The following is a 15,826-nucleotide window of genomic DNA, read 5'->3' as shown; positions in this document are numbered from 1 at the left end:
GGGCTCTCGAGGCACGAAGAGAAAGTATGGCGCCATTGTACACAGGCTGAGGCGATTCCGCAGGGGGCGTTTTACCTATATAGCCTTTGTACGACACATTGCGCACACAAAACATAAAACATTATTTGCATTCTTTGTACACAAAAGCATAATCCACCCAGCAACTTCCTGACCCATAAGTCAACAAACTGGTCAGTCGTCTGCCTTCCCTCGTGGGGCCTCCAAGTGCATTGCTCAGGAAAAGGTCCCTACAACAACAAGAAAGACTTGAGGAGTACTCGCTGTGGAAAGCCGCAAATCCGAAGCCCCTACGCTGGATCTTGCCCCACCGCTCGAAACGAGCTGGCTGGAGCGGATTTTCAAACTCAAGCAACACGGCAGTACTGTCAGGACCGAGCTGATCGCCGGGGTGACGACCTTCATCACCATGGCCTACATCATCTTCGTCAACCCCAACATCATGGCCGACGCCGGTATCGACCATGGTGCCGCTTTCGTCGCCACTTGCATCGCCGCTGCGCTGGGCTGCCTGCTGATGGGCCTTTACGCCAACTGGCCGGTCGGCCTGGCACCGGGCATGGGGCTCAACGCCTTCTTCACCTACACCGTGGTCGGCACCATGGGCTACAACTGGGAAACAGCGCTGGGGGCGGTATTCGTCTCGGGCGTGCTGTTCATGTTCCTGACCTTGTCGAAAGTGCGCGAATGGTTGCTGAACAGCATTCCGGTCAGCCTGCGCCATGCCATGGGGGCTGGCGTCGGATTGTTTCTCGGGCTGATCGGCCTGAAGACGGCTGGCATCATCGTCGATAGCCCCGCCACCCTGATCAAGCTGGGCTCGCTGCACGAGCCGGGGCCACTGCTGGCGGCCGTGTGCTTCCTGCTGATTGCCATCCTCAGCTACAAGCGGGTGTTCGGCGCGATCCTGATCAGCATCATTGGTGTCACCCTGGCGGGCTGGGGCCTGGGCCTGGTCAAGTTTGGCGGGGTGATGTCGATGCCCCCAAGCCTGGCACCGACCTGGATGGCCATGGACGTGGCTGGCGTGTTCAATGTCAGCATGATCAGCGTGGTGCTGGCGTTCCTGTTCGTCCACATGTTCGACACCGCCGGCACGCTGATGGGTGTTGCCCAGCGAGCGAACCTGGTAGCGCCGGACGGGCGCATCGAAGGCCTGTCGCGCGCCTTGAAGGCCGACAGTGCTTCCAGCGTATTCGGTGCTGTGGTCGGCGTGCCGCCAGTGACCAGTTATGTGGAAAGTGCCGCAGGTGTCGCCGCAGGTGGCCGTACCGGTCTCACGGCGGTGGTGGTCGGCTTGCTGTTCGTCGCAGCGATGTTCTTCGCCCCGCTGGCGGGGATGATCCCGGCTTACGCGACAGCAGGCGCGCTGATCTACGTGGCGATGCTGATGATGGGCAGCATGGCGCACATCCATTGGGACGAAGCCACCGACAGCATTCCGGCGATTGTCACGGTCATCATGATGCCGCTGACCTTCTCCGTTGCCGATGGTATCGCGCTGGGTTTCATCACCTACGTCGCGTTGAAGGCAGGCACCGGCAAGTACAAGGAAATCTCGGCCAGCCTGTGGGTGCTGTGCGCCATCTTCATTGCCAAGTTCGTGTTCCTCTGAGCACCGGTCGCCTGGCTGTAGAGGTTTAGTGTTTTCACGATCGAGCACCGCCCGCGCGGGCGGCGCTCGATTTCATGCCCGCTACAAAAATCACGCCGAACACCCCACATCACCCCCACTTTCCTGCAGACGAAAAAAAGCCCGCCAGTGTGAGAGCGGGCCAAAGGACCTACGAAGATTCTTCTAGCGACCAACTAGCTTCCACGATAGGTCGAATAGCTGTACGGCGAAATCAACAGCGGCACGTGGTAGTGCTCCTGCGACTCGTCGATGCCAAAGCGCAGCACGACAACATCCAGAAACGCCTGGGCCGGCAGCTGTACGCCACGGGCGCGGTAGTAGTCGCCTGCGCTGAACTGCAGTTGATAAACGCCGGTGCGGTAGTCGTCACCCTGCAGCAGCGGCGCATCGACGCGGCCATCGCTGTTGGTCAGGGCGGTGTTCACCAGCTCCAGCTGCTGGCCTTCGACGCGGTACAGCTCGACCTTGATCGAGCTGCCCGGGCAGCCATGCGCGGCATCCAGTACGTGTGTGGTCAAACGTCCCATTGCGTGTCGCCTCTTGTTCAATCTGTGGGCAAAAAATACTCAGCCATCGCACCAGCTTAGCGCCTGCGGTAGGCGGGAATGACGTTATTAAGACATTCCATCCAAGGATTGTACACAATTTTTTGATCCCCTCTGTCACACCCTTCATTTACTGCCCATTAACGTCCCATCGGTCGCAAATACACGCACCATAACGATGCCAACCTCATTAGCTGACCAATCAGGCAGGTTTCTTGCACTGTATTTCCAGGTCGCTGTCAGGCGACAAAAGGGAAGAAATGCGGAAAAACAGGCTTACAAAAGATTTCAGAAGTTGTATACAATCAGCCCATCCGGTGGTGCGACATACCGACGCGGCCCGCCCACCCCCCGCACTAACGCACAAGAAGGAAGACTGCAGTGAGCGCTGATTACCCTCGCGACCTGATCGGTTACGGCAACAACCCTCCTCACCCGCAATGGCCGGGTAACGCCCGCATCGCGCTGTCTTTCGTCCTCAATTACGAGGAAGGTGGCGAACGCAACATCCTGCACGGTGACAAGGAATCCGAAGCCTTCCTGTCCGAGATGGTCGCTGCCCAGCCCCTGCAGGGCCAGCGCAACATGAGCATGGAATCGTTGTACGAATACGGCAGCCGTGCCGGCGTATGGCGCCTGCTGAAGCTATTCAAGGACAGCGGCGTACCACTGACCATCTTCGCCGTGGCCATGGCCGCCCAGCGCCACCCGGACGTGATCCGCGCCATGGTCGAAGCCGGCCATGAAATCTGCAGCCACGGCTACCGCTGGATCGACTACCAGAACATGGACGAGGCCCAGGAACGCGAGCACATGCTCGAAGCCATCCGCATCCTCACCGAACTCACCGGCGAGCGCCCGTTGGGCTGGTACACCGGGCGTACCGGCCCGAACACCCGTCGCCTGGTCATGGAAGAAGGCGGTTTTCTCTACGACAGCGACACCTATGACGACGACCTACCCTACTGGGAGCCGAACAACCCTACCGGCAAGCCGCACCTGGTGATCCCGTACACCCTCGACACCAACGATATGCGCTTCACCCAGGTACAGGGCTTCAACTGCGGCGAGCAGTTCTTCCAGTACCTGAAGGACGCTTTCGACGTGCTGTACGCCGAAGGCGCCGAAGCGCCGAAAATGCTTTCCATCGGCCTGCACTGCCGGCTGGTTGGCCGCCCGGCGCGCCTGGCCGCGCTGAAGCGCTTCGTCGACTACGCCAAGAGCCATGACCAGGTCTGGTTCGCCCGTCGCGTGGACATCGCCCGCCACTGGCACACCACCCACCCGTACAAGAAAGAGAACGCCTGATGACCGCCTTCAACACCCTCAAGCCATCCGCCCTGGGCCGTGACGCCTTCGTCAAGGCCTTCGCCGATATCTACGAGCACTCGCCGTGGGTTGCCGAAAAGGCCTACGACTTGGGCCAGTTGGATGAGCTGGACGAGATCGAGGCGCTGCACCAGCGCATGAGCGACATCCTGCTCAGTGCCAACCACGCTGACCAGCTCGCGCTGATCAATGCTCACCCGGACCTGGCAGGCAAGGCCGCCATCCAGGGCGAACTGACCGAATCGAGCACCAACGAGCAGGCCGGTGCCGGTATTCACCAGTGCACCGCCGAAGAGTTCGCCCGGTTCACCGAACTGAACGATGCGTACAAGGCCAAGTTCCAGTTCCCGTTCATCATGGCGGTAAAAGGCAGCAACCGGCACCAGATCCTGGCCGCCTTCGAAAAACGCATCCACAACGACAGCGATGCCGAATTCAAGGAAGCCCTGGCGCAGATCAACCTGATCGCCCTGTTCCGCCTGCTGCAGCTGTAAGCATCAGCCGAACCTTATTCAGAAAACGAACAATAGAAGAGATAACCGCATGCGCACCCTGATGATCGAGCCCCTGACCAAAGAAGCCTTCGCCCAGTTCGGAGACGTGATCGAAACCGACGGCAGCGACCACTTCATGATCAACAACGGCTCGACCATGCGCTTCCACAAGCTCGCCACGGTGGAGACCGCCGAGCCTGAAGACAAGGCGATCATCAGCATCTTCCGCGCCGACGCGCTGGACATGCCGCTGACCGTGCGCATGCTGGAACGCCATCCGCTGGGCAGCCAGGCTTTTATCCCGCTGCTCGGCAACCCCTTTCTGATCGTGGTCGCGCCCGTTGGCGATGCACCTGTATCAGGCTTGGTCCGCGCCTTCCGCAGTAACGGCAGGCAGGGCGTTAATTACCATCGCGGCGTCTGGCACCACCCGGTGCTGACGATCGAAAAGCGGGATGATTTCCTGGTGGTTGATCGCAGCGGTTCTGGCAACAACTGCGATGAGCATTACTTCACCGAGGAACAGATGCTGATCCTCAATCCCCACCAATAAGAAAAGGTCGATCATCGTTCACGGTGATTGGCAGAGGTACATACTGTGGAAGCACACCTTCACGAATGGCTGAACCTGAGCATTCGCTGGGTTCACATGATCACCGGTGTCGCCTGGATCGGTGCATCGTTCTACTTCGTCTGGCTGGAGAACCACCTGAACCGAAGCAACCCGCGCGATGGGTTGTCGGGTGATCTCTGGGCGATTCACGGCGGTGGTATCTACCACCTGGAGAAATACAAGCTCGCACCCCCGAAAATGCCCGAGAACCTGCACTGGTTCAAATGGGAAGCCTACTTCACCTGGATGTCCGGTATCGCCCTGCTGTGCGTGGTGTTCTACTGGAACCCGGCGCTGTACCTGCTGGCCCCTGGCAGCACCCTTAGCGGTGCCGAAGGCGTGGCCATCGGTATCGGCTCGCTGATCGCTGGCTGGTTCGTCTACGACTTCCTGTGCGACTCGCCCCTGGGCAAGAAGCCTGCGCTGCTCGGTGGTGTACTGTTCGTGCTGATCATTGCCGCCTGCTGGGGCTTCAGCCTGGTGTTCAGCGGCCGTGGTGCCTACCTGCACACCGGCGCGATCATCGGCACCATCATGGTCGGTAACGTGTTCCGTATCATCATGCCGGCACAGCGCCAGCTGGTGGCGGCGATCGAGAACAACCAGACGCCCGACCCAGTGCTGCCGGCCAAAGGCCTGCTGCGCTCGCGTCACAACAACTACTTCACCCTGCCGGTGCTGTTCATCATGATCAGCAACCATTTCCCGAGCACCTACGGTAGCCAGTACAACTGGCTGATCCTGGCCGGTATCGCTGTAGCTGCGGTGCTGATCCGCCACTACTTCAACACCCGCCACGACAGCAACAAGTACGCCTGGACCTTGCCTGTCGGCGCCCTGGCAATGATCTGCCTGGCCTATGTCACCGGCCCGAAACCGATGGCAGTCAGCCCTGAGCAGGCCGCAGCGAAGATCGAGTACCAGCCGCTGCCAGCGACCGCTGTAGGGGGCAAGACCGCTGCCGAGCAGCGCGCCGAGGACGCCGCCAAGGCTGCCGAAGCACCCGCAGCTGCCGCTGAAGCACCCGCTCAGGCCGTTGCCCAGGCCGGAGGTGGCGACTTCGACAAGATCCACAATGTCATCCAGGAACGCTGCACTGTGTGCCACTCGTCCAAGCCGACCAGCCCACTGTTCAGCGCTGCTCCTGCCGGCGTGATGTTCGACACTCCGCAGCAGATCCAGGCCCAGGCCGCGCGCATTCAGGCGCAAGCGGTTGCCAGCCAGATCATGCCGCTGGGCAACATCACCCAGATGACCACCGAAGAGCGCAAGCTCGTCGGCGACTGGATCGCCAAAGGCGCCCAGGTCAACTGACAGCACCTCGCCAGGCAACCCGCCCTCACGGAATCACCATTCCCTGTAGGAGCGGGCTTGCCCGCGAAGAGGCCGGTAACCCAGCCTCAGGCTTCATGTGTAACGCAACAAGCAAGCATCGAGCGCGCAGGCATGAGGCCTGCCGCTTGGATCCGAGAATAAAAACAAAACTCGAGGTGCTGCATGTCCGAGTCACGCAAGGCGTACATCCCCATTGCGCCGCCGCGCGAACCCTTGCCCCTGTTCCAACTGTTCCTGGTTGGCCTGCAACACGTTCTGCTGATGTACGGTGGCGCCATCGCCGTGCCGCTCATCATCGGCCAGGCTGCCGGGTTGTCCCGTGAAGAAGTCGCTTTCCTGATCAACGCCGACCTGCTGGTCGCGGGCGTCGCCACCATCATCCAATCGTTCGGTATCGGCCCGGTGGGCATCCGCATGCCGGTGATGATGGGTGCCAGTTTCGCTGCCGTCGGCAGCATGGTGGCCATGGCCGGCATGCCCGGCGTAGGCCTGCAGGGGATCTTCGGCGCCACCATCGCTGCCGGGTTCTTCGGCATGCTGATTGCGCCGTTCATGTCCAAGGTGGTGCGTTTCTTCCCGCCGTTGGTCACCGGCACGGTGATCACCTCGATTGGCCTGTCGCTGTTCCCAGTGGCGGTCAACTGGGCCGGCGGCGGCCAGGATGCCAGCACGTTCGGCTCGCCGATCTACCTGCTGGTGGCCGGCCTGGTGCTGGCCGTGATCCTGTTGATCAACCGCTTCATGCGCGGCTTCTGGGTCAACGTGTCGGTACTGGTGGGCATGGGCCTTGGCTACATCCTGGCCGGCTCCATCGGCATGGTCGACCTGTCGGGCCTGAACGAAGCACCGTGGCTGCAGGTGGTCACCCCCCTGCACTTCGGCATGCCAACCTTCAGCCTGGCGCCGATCCTGTCCATGTGCCTGGTCGTGGTGATCATCTTCGTCGAGTCCACCGGCATGTTCCTGGCGCTGGGCAAGGTGACCGATCGCGAAGTCACCCCAGGGATGCTGCGTCGCGGGCTGCTGTGCGATGCCGGTGCATCGTTCGTCGCCGGCTTCTTCAACACCTTCACCCACTCCTCGTTCGCCCAGAACATCGGCCTGGTGCAGATGACCGGGGTGCGCTGCCGCTATGTCACCATCGTCGCCGGTGCACTGTTGATTCTGCTCAGCCTGTTGCCCAAGGCGGCCTTCCTGATTGCCTCGATCCCGCCTGCGGTACTGGGGGGCGCGTCCATCGCCATGTTCGGCATGGTCACCGCTACCGGGATCAAGATTCTGCAGGAAGCGGACATCGGCGACCGCCGCAACCAGTTGCTGGTTGCCGTGAGCGTCGGCTTCGGGCTGATCCCCGTGGTGCGTCCGGAGTTCTTCGCGCAGATGCCACAGTGGATGGAACCCATCACCCACAGCGGTATCGCCATGGCCACGGTCTGTGCCCTGGTGTTGAACGTGCTGTTCAACATCCTCGGCGGTGCCGACCGCGCGGTGCACAACGACGCTTGTCACCAACATTGAGCAAGAGGGGGCGGCGCACTGCCGCCCCTGCCTCGACCTCGCCGTAAACGCTACACCGTCGGCCCGCCGGAATGGGCCGCCCGGGGCGCCTGCGCGCCGAAAAAACCCAAAAAAAACAATAAGTCCGGGAACCACAACATGAAACGCATCACCACGTCCCTCTTGCTGGGCAGCAGCCTGCTGGCTACCGTCCCCGCCCACGCTGGCGAATGGCTGCAGTGGCACGGCGAAAGCCTGACCTACCTGTACGGCAAGGACTTCAAGGTCAACCCCAGCATCCAGCAGACGGTGACCTTCGAGCACGCCAACAAATGGAAGTACGGCGACACCTTCATGTTCGTCGACAAGATCTTCTACAACGGTAAACCCGACGCCAGCAAAGGCGGGACCACCTACTACGGTGAGTTCAGCCCGCGGCTTTCGTTCGGCAAGATCTTCGACAAGAAGCTGGCCTTCGGCCCGATCAAGGACGTGTTGCTGGCCATGACCTACGAGCGTGGCGAAGGCGACAACGAGGCCTACCTGATCGGCCCCGGCTTCGACCTGGATATCCCCGGCTTCAACTACTTCACCCTCAACTTCTACGTGCGCAACACCGAGGGCAGCCGCCCCGGCGACAATGTCTGGCAGATCACCCCCGGCTGGTCGTACACCATTCCAGTGGGCCGCTCCGACATTCTGATCGACGGTTACATGGACTGGGTCACCGACAATGACCAGACCCGACGTGGCACCTATCACGCCAACCTGCACTTCAACCCGCAGGTCAAATACGACCTGGGCAAGGCGCTGAACCTGGGTGCCAAGCAGCTCTATGTCGGCTTCGAGTACAGCTACTGGAAAGACAAGTACGGCATCGACAGCCGCGGCAACCTGGACAGTAACCAGAGCGTCGCCAGTGCGCTGATCAAGGTACACTTCTAAGAAGTTGACCAAACGCACAAGATTGAATCACCCCGCTCCAGGACGGAGCACTTGAGGCGCGGCGCGCAAGCCAGTAATCTGCGCGCCCCCTCGATCAGGGCAGAACGGATTCTGCCTGCGTTTACTGACCGCTCAGTCAATGAATACGGGCGGTTGGCCAACGTGTTGCCAGCCTGAAAGACCCTTTTCATCCGTTCAGAACGAAGTCGAGCAGGAAGGTTTTGCCAACCCGGAAAAGTTGGCTCGACCCTTGCCAAACAGCTGTGGCCTATCGAAAAAAGCTGACTTAAAAGACAAAAAAAGCGCCGGTAACGAGCGCTGACAACAGATCAATCAAGGGAGCGACACTCGCAATGCGTACCATCAACAGCCTGATCCTCGCCGGCGGCCTGCTGGCCTGCGGCACCACCTTCGGCGGCGACCTGCTGCAATGGCAGAACAACAGCCTGACCTACCTGTGGGGCAAGAACTTCAAGGTAAACCCCGAGACCCAGCAAACATTCACCTTCGAACACGCCGACGCGTGGAAGTACGGCGATAACTTCTTCTTCGTCGACAAGATCTTCTACCAAGGCAAGAAGGACGCCAGCAACGGCCCCAACACCTACTATGGCGAGTTCAGCCCACGCCTGTCGTTCGGCAAGATCTTCGACCAGAAGCTGGAGTTGGGCCCGGTCAAGGACGTGCTGCTGGCGATGACCTACGAGTTTGGCGAGGGTGACACCGAGTCTTACCTGATCGGTCCGGGCTTCGACCTGGCCATCCCGGGCTTCGACTACTTCCAGCTGAACTTCTACAACCGCACCACCGACGGCAGCCGCGCAGGCGACAACGTGTGGCAGATCACCCCGGTGTGGTCGTACACCATTCCAGTCGGTGATTCCGATGTGCTGATCGATGGTTTCATGGACTGGGTGGTGGACAACGACGAGAACCGCCGTGGCACCTACCAGGCCAACCTGCACTTCAACCCGCAGATCAAGTATGACCTGGGCAAGGCACTGCACCTGGGTGAGAAACAGCTGTACGTGGGTGTGGAGTATGACTACTGGAAGAACAAGTACGGCATCAAGGACAGCGATGCTTTCACTACCGACCAGAACACCATGAGCTTCTTGGTCAAGGTTCACTTCTGAACGGATCGCTCGGGGCCGCGCTGCGGCCCATTCGCGGGTAAACCCGCTCCTACAGGGACCGCGCCGGGTTCAAGGCAAACGCGGTACCTGGTAGGAGCGGGTTCACCCGCGAACCGGGGCAAAGCCCCGGCCACACGCCTCAATTGGCTGGCCGAACTGCCCGCCACAATTTCCCCGCAACGCTTACCACCGCCAGCACCACAGCACCTGCGATGACTCCGACGCCGCCGTTGAGCAACGCCCCGGTCAGCGCCCCGCCACGCCCTTCGCTGAACGCCTCGATGGCATGATGCAGCGGCTCGATGCCATGCACCAGGATCCCACCCCCTACCAGGAACATCGCTGCAGTACCGATCACCGACAGGCTTTTCATCATGTACGGTGCCGCCCGCAAGATGCCGTTACCCACTGCCTGAGTCAGCCTGGAGGTTTTGCGGGCCATCCACAGCCCAAGGTCGTCAAGCTTGACGATCCCGCCTACCAACCCATACACCCCAATGGTCATCACCACCGCAATGCCCGACAGCACGATGATCTGCTGAGTCAGCGGCGAGTCGGCCACGATACCCAAGGTAATGGCGATGATTTCCGCCGACAGGATGAAGTCGGTACGCACCGCCCCTTTGATCTTGGCTTTTTCAAAAGCCACCAGGTCAACACTGGCATCGGCCACGGCCTCCTTGCGCGCCGCGTGCTGCGCCTCATCCTCTTCCTTGCTGTGCAAGAACTTGTGCGCCAGCTTCTCGAAACCCTCGAAGCACAGGTACGCACCGCCCAGCATCAGCAGGGGCGTCACTGCCCAGGGGATGAAGGCGCTGATCAGCAAGGCCGCCGGCACCAGAATGGCCTTGTTCAGCAACGACCCTTTGGCCACCGCCCACACCACCGGCAACTCACGATCGGCACGCACGCCAGTGACCTGCTGGGCATTCAGCGCCAGGTCATCACCCAGCACGCCTGCGGTTTTTTTTGCCGCTACCTTGGTCATCAGAGAGACGTCGTCCAGCAGCGTGGCGATATCGTCGATCAGTACCAGTAGACTGCTTCCTGCCATGTTTGCTTGTATCCAAATAAGTCAATGTGCCGGATTCTAGCCCAAAGCCGCTGCCTTGAGCGCCCGTCGAGGCCGGTGCTACCATGCCCGATCCCTCTTAGAGGTGGCCAGACACGAGGAAGATCCCTGACCATGAGCACCATTCGCGAGCGCAACAAGGAATTGATCCTGCGCGCGGCAAGCGAGGAATTCGCCGACAAGGGCTTCGCCGCCACCAAGACCAGCGATATCGCGGCCAAGGCCGGCCTGCCCAAGCCGAACGTGTATTACTACTTCAAGTCCAAGGACAATCTCTACCGCGAGGTCCTGGAAAGCATCATTGCGCCAATCATGCAGGCATCTACGCCGTTCAATGCCGACGGCGACCCGAAAGAAGTGCTGAGTGCCTACATTCGTTCAAAGATCCGCATTTCGCGCGACCTGCCGCATGCCTCCAAGGTGTTCGCCAGCGAAATCATGCATGGCGCCCCGCACCTGTCGGCAAACCAGGTAGAGCAACTGAACGAACAGGCCCGCCACAACATCGAGTGCATCCAGCGCTGGATCGACCGAGGGCAGATCGCCCATGTGGACGCGCATCACCTGATGTTCAGCATCTGGGCAGCGACCCAGACCTATGCCGACTTTGACTGGCAGATTTCTGCGGTGACCGGTAAGGCCAAGCTGGCCGACAGCGATTATGACGCGGCGGCCGAGACCATCATTCGTATGGTCTTGAAAGGTTGTGAGCCTGAGGCAGCCTGAACCATCCTCAAGGGCCATTCGCGGGCAAGCCCGCTCCCACGGGATCACCACATGCCTTAAGGTAGTGGAGTCCCGGTGGGAGCGGGCTTGCCCGCGAATGGGCCAGAACAGGCAATAGAGATTTAGGCCGCTACCCCGGCATCTGCCCGCAACCCCACCTCCTCGATCGCACTGATCGCACACTGCTCGTCGATATCCGACGTATCGCCGCTGATCCCTACCGCACCCAACACCTTGCCGTCCTGATCACGAATCAGCACCCCACCCGGTGCTGGCACCACCGGCCGCTCCCCCATCCCGTTCAGCGCAGCAAAAAACGCCGGCCGCTGCTGCGCATCCAGCGCCAGCAAGCGCGACCCCTTGCCCAGGGCAATCGCACCCCAGGCTTTGCCAGTGGCCACCTCAGGCCGGATCAGGCTGGCGCCATCCTCACGCTGCAACGCCAGCAGGTGCCCACCGGCATCCAGCACCGCCACGGTCAGTGGCGCGGCATTGATCTTGCGGCCCGCCGCCAGTGCGGCGTTTACCAGGCTGACAGCGACTTTCAGGTTCAAGACGTTCATGGAAAGGTCCTCTTCTTGTTGTGAGAAGCCCTGAGGGCAGTTGAAAACCGATAGAACAAATAGAACACAACGAAATGTATTTTTGTATACAATATTTTGAAACGATCGTATGCGATGGCGCAAATAGCCGTTTTCACGGCCGCTTTGACGAAAGCGAGCCCACCCGATGAAAACCCATTGACCTGAGCCGCCAGGCGTGAATACACTCTGTCGCAAAGCAAGTTGTATACAATTACAAAATCGATGAGGCACAAACCATGAGCAAAATGAGAGCAATCGATGCAGCCGTTCTGGTCATGCGCCGTGAAGGTGTAGATACCGCGTTCGGCATCCCGGGGGCTGCCATCAACCCGTTGTACTCGGCCCTGAAAAAAGTCGGTGGCATCGATCACGTCCTCGCTCGTCACGTCGAAGGTGCCTCGCACATGGCCGAGGGCTACACCCGTGCCAACCCGGGCAACATCGGTGTGTGCATCGGCACTTCCGGCCCTGCCGGCACCGACATGGTCACCGGCCTGTACAGTGCCTCGGCCGACTCCATCCCGATTCTGTGCATCACTGGCCAGGCGCCACGTGCCCGCCTGCACAAGGAAGACTTCCAGGCTGTCGACATCACCAACATCGTCAAGCCAGTGACCAAGTGGGCAACCACCGTTCTGGAGCCAGGCCAGGTGCCTTATGCCTTCCAGAAGGCCTTTTATGAAATGCGCACTGGCCGCCCTGGCCCGGTACTGATCGACCTGCCGTTCGACGTGCAGATGGCCGAAATCGAATTCGACATCGACGCCTACGAACCCCTGGCAGTCAACAAGCCATCCGCCACCCGCGTACAGGCCGAGAAAGCCCTGGCCCTGCTCAATGACGCCGAGCGCCCACTGCTGGTAGCCGGTGGCGGCATCATCAACGCCGATGCCAGCGACAAGCTGGTCGAGTTCGCCGAACTGACCGGTGTACCGGTCATCCCGACCCTGATGGGCTGGGGCACCATTCCGGACGACCACGCACAGATGGTCGGCATGGTAGGCCTGCAGACTTCGCACCGTTATGGCAACGCCACCCTGCTCAAGTCCGACCTGGTGTTCGGCATCGGCAACCGCTGGGCCAACCGCCACACCGGCTCCGTCGACGTCTACACCGAAGGCCGCAAGTTCGTCCACGTAGATATCGAACCGACCCAGATCGGCCGCGTGTTCACCCCTGACCTGGGGATCGTTTCCGACGCAGGCAAGGCACTGGACGTGTTCCTCGAAGTGGCTCGCGAGTGGAAAGCCGCGGGCAAGCTGAAGTGCCGCAAGGCCTGGCTGGAAGACTGCCAACAGCGCAAGGCAAGCCTGCAGCGCAAGACCCACTTCGACAACGTGCCGGTCAAGCCGCAGCGCGTCTACGAAGAAATGAACCAGGTATTCGGCAAGGACACCTGCTACGTCAGCACCATCGGCCTGTCGCAGATCGCCGGCGCGCAGTTCCTGCACGTGTACAAACCACGCCACTGGATCAACTGCGGCCAGGCCGGCCCGTTGGGCTGGACCATCCCTGCTGCGCTGGGCGTGGTCAAAGCCGATCCGAAGCGCAAGGTTGTGGCGCTGTCGGGTGACTACGACTTCCAGTTCATGATCGAAGAACTGGCGGTGGGTGCGCAGTTCAACCTGCCGTACGTTCACGTACTGGTGAACAACGCCTACCTGGGCCTGATCCGCCAGGCGCAGCGTGGCTTCGACATGGATTACTGTGTACAACTGGCGTTCGAGAACATCAACTCGACCGACGCTGCCACCTATGGCGTCGACCACGTTGCAGTGGTCGAAGGCCTGGGCTGCAAGGCCATTCGCGTGTTCGAACCGGCCGAGATCGCCCCTGCCCTGCTCAAGGCACAGAAGATGGCCGAAGAGTTCCGCGTGCCGGTCGTGGTCGAGGTGATTCTCGAGCGTGTGACCAACATTTCCATGGGCACCGAGATCAACGCGGTCAACGAGTTCGAAGACCTGGCGCTGGTCGGCAACGACGCGCCAACCGCCATCTCGATGCTGGACTGATCGCCTGACGCCCCCAGGCACGCCCTGGGGGCCTTCATCGCAAGGAGACAACTCATGCCTCGCTTCGCTGCCAACCTGTCCATGCTGTTCACCGAACAGGACTTCCTGGCCCGCTTCAAGGCTGCCGCCGATGCTGGTTTCAGCGGCGTCGAATACCTGTTCCCGTACGACTTCAGCGCTGCCGACATCAAGCAGCAGCTGGAAGCCAACGGCCTGACCCAGGTGCTGTTCAACCTGCCTGCCGGCGACTGGGCCAAAGGTGAGCGCGGTATCACCTGCCACCCCGACCGCATCGAAGAATTCCGTGCCGGTGTCGACAAGGCCATCGAATACGCCAAGGTGCTGGGCAACACCCAGGTCAACGCCCTGGCCGGCATTCGCCCACAAGGCCCGGACTGCGCCACCGTACGCAAGACCTTCGTCGAGAACCTGCGCTACGCCGCTGACAAGCTCAAGGGCGCCGGTATTCGCCTGGTCATGGAAATGATCAACACCCGCGACATCCCAGGCTTCTACCTGAACACCACCCAGCAGGCCCTGGAAATCCAGGCCGAGGTGGGCAGTGACAACCTGTTCCTGCAGTACGACATCTACCACATGCAGATCATGGAAGGTGACCTGGCTCGCACCATGGAAACCAACCTGCAGCTGATCAATCACATTCAGCTGGCCGACAACCCGGGCCGTCACGAGCCTGGTACTGGCGAAATCAACTACCGCTTCCTGTTCGAGCACCTGGACCGCATTGGTTACCAGGGCTGGGTGGGCGCGGAGTACAAGCCCAAGACCACCACCGAAGCGGGCCTGGGCTGGCTGAAAACCCATGTGGGAGCGGGCTTGCCCCGCGAAAGCGCCCGCAAAGACACCTCCATTGCCTGATCTACCGCCTTCGCGGGGCAAGCCCGCTCCCACAGGACAGGGGCAGGCCCGCGTTCAGCTTAAACAATTACAAAGAGGTAATTTCTCATGGCTAAAATCGGTTTCATCGGCACGGGCATCATGGGCAAGCCCATGGCCCAGAACCTGCAAAAAGCAGGTCACAGCATCTTCGTTTCCACCCACCACGACGCTGCGCCAGCCGACCTGATCGCCGCCGGTGCAGTGGCCCTGGCCAACCCGAAAGAAGTTGCCCAGGAAGCCGAATTCATCATCGTCATGGTCCCCGACACCCCGCAGGTCGAAAGCGTCCTGTTCGGTGAAAACGGTGTGGCCGAAGGCGTGGGCCCGAACAAGGTGGTGATCGACATGAGCTCGATCTCCCCTACCGCTACCAAAGCCTTCGCCGAGAAGATCAAGGCTACCGGCGCTGCCTACCTGGACGCCCCGGTGTCCGGTGGTGAAGTCGGTGCCAAGGCCGCGACCCTGAGCATCATGGTCGGTGGCTGCCCGAAAGCCTTCGAGCGCGCCCTGCCGCTGTTCGAAGCCATGGGCAAGAACATCACCCGCGTCGGCGGTAACGGTGACGGCCAGACCGCCAAGGTTGCCAACCAGATCATCGTCGCCCTGAACATCCAGGCTGTGGCCGAAGCCCTGCTGTTCGCCGCCAAGAACGGCGCCGACCCTGCGAAGGTGCGTGAAGCACTGATGGGCGGGTTTGCTTCGTCGAAAATCCTCGAAGTACACGCCGAGCGCATGATCAAGGGCACCTTCGACCCGGGCTTCCGCATCAACCTGCACCAGAAAGACCTGAACCTGGCCCTGCAAGGTGCCAAGGAACTGGGCATCAACCTGCCCAACACCTCCAATGCCCAGCAAGTGTTCAACACCTGCCAGGCCCTGGGTGGCGGCAACTGGGACCACTCGGCGCTGATCAAAGGCCTGGAACACATGGCCAACTTCTCGATCCGCGACGAAAAATAACGTGTAAGCCTTACCGGCTTCAGC

15 protein-coding genes are annotated in these 15,826 nt (G+C 60.7%); 12 read left to right on the top strand and 3 right to left on the bottom strand.

Annotated elements, in window-relative coordinates; all coding sequences use genetic code 11:
• The first annotated feature begins 283 nt into the window (after positions 1-283).
• On the top strand, positions 284-1,633 hold the full coding sequence (locus OO258_RS21915; RefSeq protein WP_110746432.1) for an NCS2 family permease: 1,350 nt from the start codon (positions 284-286) through the stop codon (positions 1,631-1,633).
• A gap of 194 nt (positions 1,634-1,827) precedes the next feature.
• Here OO258_RS21915 and uraH read toward each other — a convergent pair whose 3' ends face one another.
• Positions 1,828-2,181: a hydroxyisourate hydrolase gene (gene uraH, locus OO258_RS21910; RefSeq protein ID WP_003254328.1), complete on the bottom strand. Its 354-nt coding sequence runs from the start codon at positions 2,179-2,181 to the stop codon at positions 1,828-1,830.
• Positions 2,182-2,580: 399 nt separating this feature from the next.
• Here uraH and puuE point away from each other — a divergent pair, with 399 nt between their 5' ends.
• From puuE to OO258_RS21875, 7 genes are all read left to right on the top strand, one after another.
• A complete protein-coding gene (puuE, locus tag OO258_RS21905) occupies positions 2,581-3,507 on the top strand; it encodes an allantoinase PuuE (RefSeq protein ID WP_021783015.1) in 927 nt (308 codons plus the stop codon).
• Complete coding sequence (uraD, locus tag OO258_RS21900; protein WP_110746430.1) at positions 3,507-4,022, top strand: 2-oxo-4-hydroxy-4-carboxy-5-ureidoimidazoline decarboxylase; 516 nt, start codon at positions 3,507-3,509, stop codon at positions 4,020-4,022. Before puuE ends, uraD begins: the two co-directional genes overlap by 1 nt.
• Before the next feature lie 49 nt (positions 4,023-4,071).
• Entirely contained in the window at positions 4,072-4,575 is a 504-nt protein-coding gene (locus OO258_RS21895; protein ID WP_110746428.1) for an ureidoglycolate lyase, read from the top strand.
• A gap of 45 nt (positions 4,576-4,620) precedes the next feature.
• Positions 4,621-5,949, top strand: coding sequence for a urate hydroxylase PuuD (locus tag OO258_RS21890; RefSeq protein ID WP_266032524.1), 1,329 nt, complete (start codon positions 4,621-4,623; stop codon positions 5,947-5,949).
• Positions 5,950-6,132: 183 nt separating this feature from the next.
• Positions 6,133-7,488 (top strand): nucleobase:cation symporter-2 family protein, encoded by a 1,356-nt coding sequence (locus OO258_RS21885; RefSeq protein WP_266032521.1) that lies wholly within the window; start codon positions 6,133-6,135, stop codon positions 7,486-7,488.
• Between the two features lie 138 nt (positions 7,489-7,626).
• Positions 7,627-8,412: an outer membrane protein OmpK gene (locus OO258_RS21880; RefSeq protein ID WP_110746421.1), complete on the top strand. Its 786-nt coding sequence runs from the start codon at positions 7,627-7,629 to the stop codon at positions 8,410-8,412.
• 353 nt (positions 8,413-8,765) lie between these two features.
• Entirely contained in the window at positions 8,766-9,548 is a 783-nt protein-coding gene (locus tag OO258_RS21875; RefSeq protein WP_004576922.1) for an outer membrane protein OmpK, read from the top strand.
• Positions 9,549-9,687: 139 nt separating this feature from the next.
• On the opposite strand, the gene OO258_RS21870 is transcribed toward OO258_RS21875, so the two are convergent.
• A complete protein-coding gene (locus tag OO258_RS21870; RefSeq protein ID WP_266032517.1) occupies positions 9,688-10,602 on the bottom strand; it encodes a DUF808 domain-containing protein in 915 nt (304 codons plus the stop codon).
• A gap of 132 nt (positions 10,603-10,734) precedes the next feature.
• Here OO258_RS21870 and OO258_RS21865 point away from each other — a divergent pair, with 132 nt between their 5' ends.
• Positions 10,735-11,346: a TetR/AcrR family transcriptional regulator gene (locus tag OO258_RS21865; protein WP_266032515.1), complete on the top strand. Its 612-nt coding sequence runs from the start codon at positions 10,735-10,737 to the stop codon at positions 11,344-11,346.
• A gap of 122 nt (positions 11,347-11,468) precedes the next feature.
• On the opposite strand, the gene OO258_RS21860 is transcribed toward OO258_RS21865, so the two are convergent.
• Positions 11,469-11,909 carry a GlcG/HbpS family heme-binding protein gene (locus OO258_RS21860; protein WP_043197231.1) on the bottom strand — a complete coding sequence of 147 codons (441 nt, stop codon included), beginning with the start codon at positions 11,907-11,909 and terminating at the stop codon, positions 11,469-11,471.
• Positions 11,910-12,166: 257 nt separating this feature from the next.
• Between OO258_RS21860 and gcl the strand changes: the two genes are divergently transcribed.
• From gcl to OO258_RS21845, 3 genes are all read left to right on the top strand, one after another.
• Positions 12,167-13,942: a glyoxylate carboligase gene (gene gcl / locus OO258_RS21855; RefSeq protein ID WP_110746412.1), complete on the top strand. Its 1,776-nt coding sequence runs from the start codon at positions 12,167-12,169 to the stop codon at positions 13,940-13,942.
• 54 nt (positions 13,943-13,996) lie between these two features.
• Positions 13,997-14,821: a hydroxypyruvate isomerase gene (gene hyi / locus OO258_RS21850; RefSeq protein WP_266032502.1), complete on the top strand. Its 825-nt coding sequence runs from the start codon at positions 13,997-13,999 to the stop codon at positions 14,819-14,821.
• Positions 14,822-14,908: 87 nt separating this feature from the next.
• Complete coding sequence (locus tag OO258_RS21845; RefSeq protein WP_266032500.1) at positions 14,909-15,802, top strand: 2-hydroxy-3-oxopropionate reductase; 894 nt, start codon at positions 14,909-14,911, stop codon at positions 15,800-15,802.
• Positions 15,803-15,826: the final 24 nt, after the last annotated feature.

The organism is Pseudomonas sp. DCB_BI, assembly GCF_026240995.1.
Classification (GTDB): domain Bacteria; phylum Pseudomonadota; class Gammaproteobacteria; order Pseudomonadales; family Pseudomonadaceae; genus Aquipseudomonas.
Note: the sequence above shows the minus strand (reverse complement) of the source record. Positions and strands in the feature narration are given on the sequence as shown.

Bases quoted from the DNA above. Each gene is read 5' to 3' on its own strand.
- uraH (WP_003254328.1), bottom strand. From the start codon at position 2,181: ATGGGACGTTTGACCACACACGTACTGGATGCCGCGCATGGCTGCCCG.
- OO258_RS21875 (WP_004576922.1), top strand. From the start codon at position 8,766: ATGCGTACCATCAACAGCCTGATCCTCGCCGGCGGCCTGCTGGCCTGC.
- OO258_RS21885 (WP_266032521.1), top strand. From the start codon at position 6,133: ATGTCCGAGTCACGCAAGGCGTACATCCCCATTGCGCCGCCGCGCGAA.
- OO258_RS21865 (WP_266032515.1), top strand. From the start codon at position 10,735: ATGAGCACCATTCGCGAGCGCAACAAGGAATTGATCCTGCGCGCGGCA.
- uraD (WP_110746430.1), top strand. From the start codon at position 3,507: ATGACCGCCTTCAACACCCTCAAGCCATCCGCCCTGGGCCGTGACGCC.
- OO258_RS21860 (WP_043197231.1), bottom strand. From the start codon at position 11,909: ATGAACGTCTTGAACCTGAAAGTCGCTGTCAGCCTGGTAAACGCCGCA.
- OO258_RS21845 (WP_266032500.1), top strand. From the start codon at position 14,909: ATGGCTAAAATCGGTTTCATCGGCACGGGCATCATGGGCAAGCCCATG.
- OO258_RS21880 (WP_110746421.1), top strand. From the start codon at position 7,627: ATGAAACGCATCACCACGTCCCTCTTGCTGGGCAGCAGCCTGCTGGCT.
- gcl (WP_110746412.1), top strand. From the start codon at position 12,167: ATGAGCAAAATGAGAGCAATCGATGCAGCCGTTCTGGTCATGCGCCGT.
- OO258_RS21895 (WP_110746428.1), top strand. From the start codon at position 4,072: ATGCGCACCCTGATGATCGAGCCCCTGACCAAAGAAGCCTTCGCCCAG.
- hyi (WP_266032502.1), top strand. From the start codon at position 13,997: ATGCCTCGCTTCGCTGCCAACCTGTCCATGCTGTTCACCGAACAGGAC.
- OO258_RS21870 (WP_266032517.1), bottom strand. From the start codon at position 10,602: ATGGCAGGAAGCAGTCTACTGGTACTGATCGACGATATCGCCACGCTG.